Here is a 10,427-nt window from a genome sequence, read left to right as displayed (position 1 = left end):
TCGTCGTTGGCGGCCAGGTACGGGCCCCACCAGGCGTAGAGCCGCTCGTAGCCGACCGTGGAGGACGGGATCGAGCCCAGGGCCTTGCCGCAGGCGCTGCCGGCACCGTGCGCCGGGTGGACCTGGACATAATCCGGGAGGGTCAGGAACTTATCCCGCAGGCTCGCGAAGAGCTGCTTCGCGCCCAGGAAACGGGTGTCAACCCCGCCGGCGGCCTCATCCAACAGGTCCGGGCGGCCCAGGTCCCCGGAGAACACGAAGTCACCGGAGAGCAGGTACCCGGCCTTCTCGCTGAACGCGCCGTCGGTGACCAGGAAGGACAGGTGCTCCGGGGTGTGGCCCGGGGTATGCAGGGCCTTGATGCTGATGTTGCCCAGGGTGATCGTGTCACCATCGAACAACCGCTCCCCCTCAAACCCGTACTGCCAGTCCGGCCCGCCCTCACCCGAGAGGTAAATCTTCGCACCCGTCGCCGCAGCAAGTTCCCGGGTCCCGGAGAGGTAATCGGCGTGGATGTGGGTCTCGGTGACCGCCACGATCCTCATCCCGTTCTTCGCCGCCAACGCCTGGTACACCGCGATGTCACGGCGGCCGTCCACCACCACCGCCTCACCCTTGGCCTGGCAGCCGATCAGGTAGCTGGCCTGGGCAAGATCCTCATCATAAATGCGTTCCAGAAGCATATTCTCTCCTTCGTAAAGAGGTGGGGTCTCCCCCGTCGACTACTAACAACAATAATACCCCCGGGGGTATCTTGCAAGTGGGTGGCGCCGGCACTCACGACACCCCTGGACCGCGCCCGGTCAGCCGGTCCGCGAGGGAGCGCCAGCGGCCTGGCCGGCGGCTGTCCACCGGAGCCGGGGCATAGGTCACCGGGTGGCCGTTGCGGTACCACTCGGTGATGCCGCCGGCGACGTTTACGACGTCGTAGCCCCTGGCGGAAAGCACCGCGGCCGCCTGGCTGCTGCGCTTTCCCGACCCGCATAGCACGTAGACCGTGGTGTTCGGCACGTCCTTCAGGCGGGACGGGAGCTCATCCAGCGGAATGTTGATACTTCCCGGAATGCAGGCGACCGCATACTCCTCCCGGCTGCGGACGTCGACCACGGCGGCGCCGGGCCAGACGCCGGCGAGTTCTTCCGTTGCGACGGTTCGTACAGGGTTGGGTGTGATCTCACTGCTTGCCATGCTCAAATTCTATACCCCCGGGGGTATCGCGTCACAAGCGCGCAAAAAGGGAGAGCCCTCGCCGTGTTGAACGGCGGGAGCCCTCCCTTTGAAACTGAAGCGCGGAACTAGACCTTGTTATTCCGCTTCTTCTTTTCCGGCCAGGGGCCGAGCTTGTCCTTGGCTACCTCTGCTTCGCCGAGGCCGGCGTCGGCCAGGTCGCCGACCCTGTGCACCTTGAGCATGTTCGTGGAACCGGCCTTTCCGGGAGGCGAACCGGCGGCGATAACCACCATGTCGCCGTCCTCGACGACATCCATGTTCAGCAGGCTGCGGTCAACCTGGGCGGTCATCTCATCGGTGTGGCCCACCATCGGAACCAGGACCGGCTGGATGCCCCAGGTCAGCGCGAGCTGGTTCCAGACATGCTCCACCGGGGTGAAGGCAAAGACCGGGCGGATCGGACGCAGCCGCGACAGTCGCCGGGCGGAGTCGCCGGACTGGGTGAAGGCACAGATGTACTTCGCATCCAGCTGGTCCGCGATTTCGACGGCGGCGCGGGTGATGGCGCCGCCCCGGGTCTTGGGCTTGGTGCCCAGCGGGGGGACGCGCTCCAGGCCGTGGACCTCGGTGGATTCGATGATCCGGGCCATGGTCTTGACGGTCTCGATCGGGAACTTGCCCACGCTGGTCTCGCCCGAAAGCATGACCGCATCGGCGCCGTCGAGCACGGCGTTGGCGCAGTCGGAGGCCTCGGCGCGGGTCGGGCGCGGGTTGTCGATCATGGATTCCAGCACCTGGGTTGCCACGATGACCGGCTTGGCCCAGCGGCGGGCCAGTTCAACGGCGCGCTTCTGGACGATCGGCACTTCCTCGAGCGGGAGTTCCACGCCGAGGTCGCCACGGGCCACCATGATGGCGTCGAAGGCGTCGATGATCTCGGGGAGCTGCTCGACGGCCTGCGGCTTCTCGATCTTGGCGATGACCGGCACGCGGCGGCCTTCTTCGTCCATGATCTCGTGGACGCGCTTGATGTCCGAGGCATCGCGGACGAAGGAGAGGGCCACCATGTCCACGCCGCGGCGCATGGCCCAGCGGAGATCGTCCTCGTCCTTTACGCTCAGCGCCGGCACGTTGACGGCAACGCCGGGCAGGTTGATGCCCTTGTTGTTCGAGACGTAGCCGCCGACGATGACCTGGGCGACGACCTTGACGTCGTCGACGTCGATCGCGCGGAGGGCGACCTTGCCGTCGTCGATCAGGAGCGCGTCGCCGGGCTTGACGTCCTCGGTGAGGCTCTTGAGCGTGGTGGAGCAGATGTCCTTGGTGCCCGGGACGTCGTCGGTGGTGATGGTGAAGGTGTCGCCGACGGCCAGCAGGTGCGGCCCGTCCACGAACCGGCCCAGGCGGATCTTCGGCCCCTGCAGGTCGGCCATGATGGCGACCGGCTTGCCGAGCTGCCCGGCAGCCTTGCGGACGTTCTCGTACGTGGTGTCGTGTACGGCGTAGTCGCCATGGCTCATGTTCATGCGGGCCACGTCGACGCCGGCTTCCAGCACGGCGAGAGTGTTCTCGAAGCTCGCAATTGCCGGTCCGAAGGTGGCCACTATTTTAGCGCGTCTCATATACCTACCCTAGTAGTCGATTGCATGGATGAAGTTGTTGGTGGAATGTGACCGTCGCCGGCCACCGGCAGGGCGCTGCCGCCTACAAAACGGCCATGGCCCGGTCGGTCGGTGCCACGGGCGCCGGAAGGATGGTGCTGCCCATCAGGAATTTGTCCACCGCGGCGGCGCAGGCGCGCCCCTCGGCAATGGCCCAGACAATCAGCGACTGTCCGCGGCCGGCGTCTCCGGCGACGAAGATGCCTTCCGTATTGGTCATGTAGTAGCCGTCGCGGGCCACGTTGCCGCGGCCGTCGAACTCGGCGCTGACCTGCTCGGTGATCCCGGCCGGTTCCGGACCGGTGAAGCCCAGGGACAGGAAGACCAGGTCCGCCGGGATGATCCGCTCGGTGCCGGCCTTCGGCAGGCGCAAGCCCCCGACGAATTCGGTTTCGGCCACCTTCACGCCGGTCAGTTTGCCGTTCTCGCCGACAAACTCGACGGTGGAGGCGAGGTACGTGCGTTCGCCGCCTTCCTCGTGGGCGCTGGCAACTTCGAACAGGGTCGGGAACGTCGGCCACGGCTGGTGGCCCGCACGCTCCGCCGGGGGCTGCTTGCCGATCGCCAGGGTCGTGACGGACGCGGCCTGGTGCCGGTGCGCGGTGCCGAGGCAGTCCGCGCCGGTGTCGCCGCCGCCAAGGATGACAACGTGCTTGCCGGCCGCGTTGATCTGGTTCTCGACCGTCTCCCCCGCCACCACACGGTTGGCCGGGACGAGGTAGTCCATCGCGAAGTGCACGCCCTCGAGCTCGCGGCCCGGGATCGGCAGGTCACGCGGGACGGTGGCGCCGGTGGCGACCACAACGGCGTCGTAACGGCGGCGCAGCTGCTCCCAGGTCACGTCCGTGCCGACGGCGACGCCGGTCCGGAAGCGGGTGCCTTCGGCCTTCATCTGCTCCAGCCGGCGGTCAACGTGCTCTTTTTCCATCTTGAAATCGGGGATCCCGTAACGGAGGAGGCCGCCGATCTTGTCGTCGCGCTCGTACACCGCGACGGTGTGGCCCACGCGGGTCAGCTGCTGCGCGACGGCGAGCCCGGCAGGGCCCGAGCCAACGACGGCGACCGTCTTGCCGCTGAGGCGGGCCGGCGGCAGCGGGTTGACCCAGCCGTTCTCGAACGCCTGGTCCACGATCGAGACCTCGACCTGCTTGATCGTCACGGCGGGCTGGTTGATGCCCAGCACACAGGACGCCTCGCAGGGGGCCGGGCAGAGCCGGCCGGTGAACTCGGGGAAGTTGTTGGTGGCGTGCAGCCGCTCCATCGCTTCCTCGCCCTTGTCCCGCCAGATGAGGTCGTTCCACTCCGGAATGAGGTTGCCCAGCGGGCAGCCCTGGTGGCAGAACGGCACACCGCAGTCCATGCAGCGGCCGGCCTGCGCCTTCAGGACACCCTTTTCCTGGGCCTCATAGACTTCCTTCCAGTCCATGATGCGGACCGGAACGGGACGGCGGGGCTGGGTTTCGCGCTGACGTACTTTCAGAAATCCACGTGGATCAGCCACCGGTAACCTCCAGGATTCGAGACCAAACTTCTTCGCCGTCGGGGTCAAGGCCCTCTTCGATGGCGTCAAGGCGGGTTTGCAGGACAGCCGCGTAGTCGCGCGGCAGCACCTTGGTGATGCGGGCTGCGGTGTCGTCGAAGTTCTCCAGCAGCCGTGCCGCGAGCAGCGACTCGGTCTCCTCGGAGTGCTTCAGGAGCAGCCCATGGACAATTTCGCGGTCCTCGGCGTCCAGTTCGCGCAGCTGCAGCTCGCCGGATTCCAGGGCCTGCTTGTTGACGCGTTCGGCCTTCAGGTCCAGCACATAGGCGGTGCCGCCGGACATGCCGGCACCGAAGTTGCGGCCGGTGCGCCCGATGATGAGCGTCTGGCCGCCGGTCATGTACTCGCAGCCGTGGTCGCCGATTCCCTCGACCACCGCGGTGGCGCCGGAGTTGCGGACCATAAAGCGTTCGCCGACCTGGCCGCGCAAATACATCTCGCCGCTCGTGGCGCCGTAGCCGATCACGTTCCCGGCGATCACATTGCGCTCGGCCGGGAACACGTTGGTCCGGTCCGGCCGGACGATGATGCGCCCGCCGGAGAGGCCCTTGCCGACGTAGTCGTTGGAGTCACCGAACATCCGGAGCGTGATGCCGGCCGGCAGGAACGCACCGAGCGACTGGCCGGCGGTACCGGTCAGCGTGATGTCGATGGTGTCCGTAGCCAGCACGTCCGTGCTGAAGGTCTTAGTGACCACATGGCCCAGCATCGTGCCGACGGAACGGTCCGTGTTGATGACGTTGACGGCGATCTTGACCGGTGTGCGGTCGCTCAGGGCTTCCGCTGCCATCACCATCAGGCGCTGGTCGAAGTGCTTGTCCAGCTCGTGGTTCTGGCCGGTGAGGTTGCGCAGCGGGGCGTCGTCGTCGAACTCGAGCCCGTGCAGGATCGGGTCCAGGTCCAGCCCTTCGGCCTTCCAGTGGTTGATCGCCTCGCGGGTGTCAAGCATTTCGGCGTGGCCGATCGCTTCCTCGATGCTCCGGAAACCAAGCTCGGCAAGGATCTCGCGGACTTCCTCGGCGAGGAATTCGAAGAAGTTGACCACGAATTCGGGTTTGCCGTTGAAGCGGGAGCGCAGCTCCGGGTTCTGCGTCGCGACGCCCACCGGGCAGGTGTCGAGATGGCAGACGCGCATCATGATGCAGCCGGAAACCACCAGCGGGGCGGTGGCGAACCCGAACTCCTCGCCGCCGAGCAGCGCGGCGATCACCACGTCGCGGCCGGTCTTGAGCTGGCCGTCCACCTGGACCACCACACGGTCGCGCAGGCCGTTGAGCATAAGGGTCTGCTGCGTCTCGGCGAGACCCAGCTCCCACGGCACGCCGGCATGCTTGAGCGAGTTCAGCGGCGAGGCGCCGGTACCGCCGTCATGCCCGGACACCAGGACGACGTCGGCCTTGGCCTTGGTGACGCCGGCGGCCACCGTGCCGATCCCGACCTCGGAGACCAGCTTGACGTGCACCCGCGCCGACGGGTTGGCCCGCTTCGCGTCGTAGATCAGCTGGGCGAGGTCCTCGATCGAATAGATGTCGTGGTGCGGGGGCGGGGAGATGAGCCCGACGCCGGGAGTCGAGTGCCGTGTCCGGGCCACCCAGGGGTAGACCTTCTGCGCCATCAGCTGGCCGCCTTCACCGGGCTTGGCACCCTGCGCCATCTTGATCTGGATGTCGTCGGCGTTAGTCAGGTACAGGCTCGTCACACCGAAACGGCCGGAGGCGATCTGCTTGACCGCCGAGCGGCGCGTCGGATCGAGCAGCCGGTCCACGTCCTCGCCGCCTTCACCGGTGTTGGACTTGCCGCCCAGCCGGTTCATGGCGATCGCGAGGGTTTCGTGGGCCTCCTGCGAGATCGAGCCGTAGCTCATCGCGCCGGTGGAGAACCGTTTAACGATGCTGGAGACGGACTCCACGTCCTCGAGCGGGACCGCGGGGCGCAGCCCGGCCTTGAACTTCAGCAGCCCGCGCAGGGTCATGAGGTTCTCGGACTGGTCGTCCACACCGCGGGTGTAGGACTTGAAGATGTCGTAGCGGCGCTCACGCGTGGCGTGCTGCAGCCGGAACACGGTCTCCGGGTTGAACAGGTGCGGCTCGCCGTCGCGGCGCCACTGGTACTCGCCGCCGCCCATCAGGGCCTGGTGGGGCTGCTCGATGCCGTTTTCGGGGTACGCCATCCGGTGGCGTGCCGCGACCTCGGCCGCAATGACGTCCAGGCCGACGCCGCCCAGCTGGGAGTGCGTGCCGGAGAAGTATTCGTCCACCAGGTCCTGGCCGAGGCCCAGGGCCTCGAAGGTCTGGGCGCCGGTGTAGGAGGCCACCGTGGAGATGCCCATCTTGGACATGATCTTCAGGACGCCCTTGCCAAGGCCCTTGATCAGGTTGTAGACGCCGTCCTGCGGGGTGACCCCGACGACGTCGCCGGTGGAGATGAGCTGCTCCACCGATTCCATGGCCAGGTACGGGTTCACCGCGGAGGCACCGTAGCCGATCAGCACGGCCACGTGATGCGTTTCGCGGACGTCGCCGGCCTCGACCACCAGGGCGGTCTTGGTGCGGTTGGCGCTGCGCAGCAGGTGGTGGTGCACGGCGCTGACCAGCAGCAGGGACGGGATCGGCGCCCACTGGGCGTTCGAGTCACGGTCCGAGAGCACCACGTACTGGACGCCGCGGTTGATGGCGCCGGAGACCTGCTCGCAGATTTCGGTCAGCCGGGCGCGCAGCGCGTTCTCGCCGCCTTCGGGGCGGTAGAGGCCGCGGACCTTCATGGCGACCTTGTCGCCGTCGGCGTTTTCAATGTTCGCGATCTTGGCGAGCTGATCGTTGTTGATCACGGGGAACGGCAGCGAAACCTGCGGCTGGCGGACCTGTTTGGTGTCCAGCAGGTTGCCGTTGGGACCGATCGCGCAGGTCAGCGAGGTGACGAGTTCCTCGCGGATGGCGTCCAGCGGCGGGTTGGTGACCTGCGCGAAGGACTGCACAAAGTAGTCGAAGAGCAGCCGGGGCCGCTTCGAGAGCACGGCGACGGGGGTGTCCGAACCCATGGCACCGAGCGGCTCGGCGCCGGTGCGGGCCATCGGGCCGAGCAGGATCTTCAGTTCCTCGGTGGTGTAGCCGAAGGTGCGCTGGCGGATATTGACCGAGGCCGCCGTGTGCACCACGTGCTCGCGCTCGGGCAGGTCCTTCAGGTCGATCAGGTTTTCCCTGACCCAGTCGGCCCAGGGGTTGGCGGCCGCCACCTCGGCTTTGACCTCGGCGTCGCTGATGATCCGGCCGGCGTCGGTGTCCACGAGGAACATCTTGCCGGGCGAGACGCGGCCCTTCTTGACCACCTTGGACGGCTCGACGTCGATCACGCCGACCTCGGAGGCGAAGATGATCAGGCCGTCCTCGGTGATCCAGAACCGGCCGGGGCGCAGCCCGTTGCGGTCCAGGGTGGCGCCGACGAGGTTGCCGTCGGTGAAGGACACGGCGGCGGGGCCGTCCCACGGTTCCATCAGCATGGAGTGGTACTCGTAGAAGGCACGGCGGGCCGGATCCATCGTGGCGTGGTTTTCCCAGGCCTCGGGGATCATCATCATGATCGAGTGTGTGATCGGCCGGCCGGAGAGCCAGAGCAGTTCCGCGACCTCGTCGAAGGAGGCCGAGTCGGAAGCGCCCGGGGTGCAGATCGGGTACAGCTCTTCCGGTGAATCCCCCAGCAGCGGGTTGGCAAGTTGCGACTGGCGGGCACGCATCCAGTTGCGGTTTCCCTTGACCGTGTTGATTTCGCCGTTGTGGGCGATGGTCCGGAAGGGCTGGGCCAGCGGCCAGGACGGGAAGGTGTTGGTGGAGAAGCGTGAGTGGACGATCGCCAGCTTGGTCTTGAAGCGCTTGTCCGAGAGGTCCGGGTAGAACGGCTCGAGCTGGGCCGTGGTCAGCATGCCCTTGTAGACAATGGTCCGGCAGGACAGCGACGGGAAGTACACGCCGAACTTGTTCTGCGCCCGCTTCCGGATGCGCCAGGCACGGGAATCGAGTTCGTTGCGCTCCAGCACTTCCCCGGTGCTGGAGGCAAAGAACGGCTGGGAGAAGTACGGCATGCAGGCCCGGGCCATCGCGCCGACCAGGTCAGCCACGATCGGCACTTCGCGCCAGCCGAGGACGGTGAGGCCCTCATCGGCGGCGAGGCCTTCGATGCCGGCCTTCGCGGCGTCGGATTCGCGCTGCTCGGCGGGGAGGAACGCCGTGCCCACCACAAACTGGCCGGGTGCCGGGAGTTCGAAGTCGGTGACTGCACGGAAGAATTCGTCCGGGATCTGCATCAGCAGTCCGGCGCCGTCGCCGGTGCCTTCATCGGCGCCCACGGCACCGCGGTGCTCAAGGTTGCGCAGGGCTGTCAGGGCGGCGTCAACGATGTCGTAACCCGGCTCCCCCCGCAGGGTCGCGATGATGGCGAGGCCGCAGGCGTCCTTCTCCTGCTCGGGGTTGTAGAGCCCGGCAGCTTCGGGAAGCGCCGCGAAGCGCTTGAACGGTGACATGGCGGCCGCTGGCTCGCTTGGGTCGGACCAACTGGGGCTGTGCAGGGTTTGGGTCATGGGAGACGTCCTTCCTCCTGATCGTGCGTATGGGAGGGACAACATTGGCCCGCATCGGTGCGCCGGTGTGATGGGCACAACAAAGTGTTTTCTTACTCGAATTGTAGGTCAGAGCCGCGTCCTGCACTAACAGTTACGCAACCACAGTCCTGGGCTTGCGCGAACGGCAACTGTCTGCAGTCCACTGCCTTCCCTGCTGCCACGACGCTGTGGAAACGGGCTCTGCGAGGGGTGACTCCGCGGCCCGGTTTGCCGGGGCTGAGCTATTTGGTGCCCTCAGCCTCCGGCGCGGTTCCGGTGGCCTGGTGGCCGGGTGCTCCGGCCGCCGGTACTCCGGTGGCGGGCTTGGTGCCGCCGGTGGATTCCTTTGACGCTTCAGCTGGGGCGGAAACGTGGCCTGGACCGCTTTGGTTATCAGGGAGATTATCACGCGATTCACTATCTGAGACAGCAGAATCCGAATGGCGGACACTGCTGTAGGCAGGAACAGTGTCCGCTGGAACGGTGGCCGGCACCTTCTTTTCCGTGTCGTCCCCCGCGTCAGTGTCGCCGTCAGCGGCGGTGCTGGTGTCCGTGCCGGACGGTTCGCGGCCCGGCAGGTAGACCGTGTCGGGCTCCGTGCGCTTGCGCAGTCCCAGGATGATGAACACAGCCAGGGCGCCCAGCAGGACGAAGATGCTGGTCCACACGTTCAACCGCGTGGTGATGCCGAAGAGGCTGATCTGCTCGGCGTCGTCGATCCGCATCGCTTCGATCCATACCCGGCCCAGCGTGTAGTAGACCGCATACAGGCAGAACAGGCGGCCGCGGCGGAAGCGGAACTTGCGGTCCAGCAACAGCAGAATGCCGACGCCGGCCAGGTTCCAGAGGGATTCGTAGAGGAAGGTCGGGTGGAAGAGCGTGTCCGCGGCCATGCCGGGCGGGAAGTTCGGGTTGTCGGCGTCGATCTGCAGACCCCACGGAAGTGTGGTGGGACCGCCGAAGAGTTCCTGGTTGAAGTAGTTGCCCCAGCGACCGATCGCCTGGGCCAGCAGCAATCCGGGAGCCGCAGCGTCGAGGAAAGCGCTCAGCTTGACGCCAGCCTTGCGGCAGCCGATCCACGCACCCACGGCGCCCAGCAGCACGGCGCCCCAGATTCCCAGCCCGCCGCGCTGGAGCTGCGGAATCAGGGACAAATCACCGGTGCCGTCGAAGCCGGGGCCGAAGTACGCGTCCGGTGAGGACACAACGTGGTACAGCCGGCCGCCGATGATGCCGAACGGGATGGCCCAGATGGCGATGTCCCAGACACTGCCCTCCGGGGCGCCGCGCTTGGTCCAGCGCACGGAGGTGAGCCAGAGACCAACGATGATGCCGAGCAGAATGCACAGGGCGTAGGCGTGGATGCGCAGTGACCCCCACGGCAGCGGGATGTCGAAGCCGGACCAGTCCGGGCTCGGGATACTCGCGGGGACCATCGCCGCCGCGTAGAGGACTGACTGCATTG

6 protein-coding genes are annotated in these 10,427 nt (G+C 66.8%); all 6 read right to left on the bottom strand.

The features are described from left to right. A partial coding sequence (locus ABIB29_RS14635; protein WP_354173521.1) for an MBL fold metallo-hydrolase occupies nucleotides 1-683 on the bottom strand: 683 nt, incomplete at its 3' end. A 94-nt stretch (nucleotides 684-777) separates the two neighbouring features. Continuing rightward, nucleotides 778-1,188: a rhodanese-like domain-containing protein gene (locus ABIB29_RS14630; protein WP_354173520.1), complete on the bottom strand. Its 411-nt coding sequence runs from the start codon at nucleotides 1,186-1,188 to the stop codon at nucleotides 778-780. Between the two features lie 107 nt (nucleotides 1,189-1,295). Further along, the gene (gene pyk / locus ABIB29_RS14625) at nucleotides 1,296-2,792 is read right to left on the bottom strand and encodes a pyruvate kinase (protein WP_354173519.1); all 1,497 of its coding nucleotides are present in this window, start codon (nucleotides 2,790-2,792) and stop codon (nucleotides 1,296-1,298) included. A gap of 82 nt (nucleotides 2,793-2,874) precedes the next feature. Continuing rightward, the gene (locus ABIB29_RS14620) at nucleotides 2,875-4,332 is read right to left on the bottom strand and encodes a glutamate synthase subunit beta (protein WP_354173518.1); all 1,458 of its coding nucleotides are present in this window, start codon (nucleotides 4,330-4,332) and stop codon (nucleotides 2,875-2,877) included. Continuing rightward, nucleotides 4,325-8,941, bottom strand: a complete 4,617-nt coding sequence (gene gltB / locus ABIB29_RS14615) for a glutamate synthase large subunit (protein ID WP_354173517.1) — start codon at nucleotides 8,939-8,941, stop codon at nucleotides 4,325-4,327. The genes ABIB29_RS14620 and gltB overlap by 8 nt, the downstream gene beginning before the upstream one ends. A gap of 263 nt (nucleotides 8,942-9,204) precedes the next feature. Further along, nucleotides 9,205-10,425, bottom strand: coding sequence for a prolipoprotein diacylglyceryl transferase (gene lgt, locus ABIB29_RS14610; RefSeq protein ID WP_354173516.1), 1,221 nt, complete (start codon nucleotides 10,423-10,425; stop codon nucleotides 9,205-9,207). Nucleotides 10,426-10,427 lie beyond the last annotated feature (2 nt).

The organism is Arthrobacter sp. UYEF36 (assembly GCF_040547025.1).
Lineage (GTDB): Bacteria > Actinomycetota > Actinomycetes > Actinomycetales > Micrococcaceae > Arthrobacter.
Note: the sequence above shows the minus strand (reverse complement) of the source record. Positions and strands in the feature narration are given on the sequence as shown.

Bases quoted from the DNA above. Each gene is read 5' to 3' on its own strand.
- ABIB29_RS14630 (WP_354173520.1), bottom strand. From the start codon at position 1,188: ATGGCAAGCAGTGAGATCACACCCAACCCTGTACGAACCGTCGCAACG.
- pyk (WP_354173519.1), bottom strand. From the start codon at position 2,792: ATGAGACGCGCTAAAATAGTGGCCACCTTCGGACCGGCAATTGCGAGC.
- gltB (WP_354173517.1), bottom strand. From the start codon at position 8,941: ATGACCCAAACCCTGCACAGCCCCAGTTGGTCCGACCCAAGCGAGCCA.
- lgt (WP_354173516.1), bottom strand. From the start codon at position 10,425: ATGCAGTCAGTCCTCTACGCGGCGGCGATGGTCCCCGCGAGTATCCCG.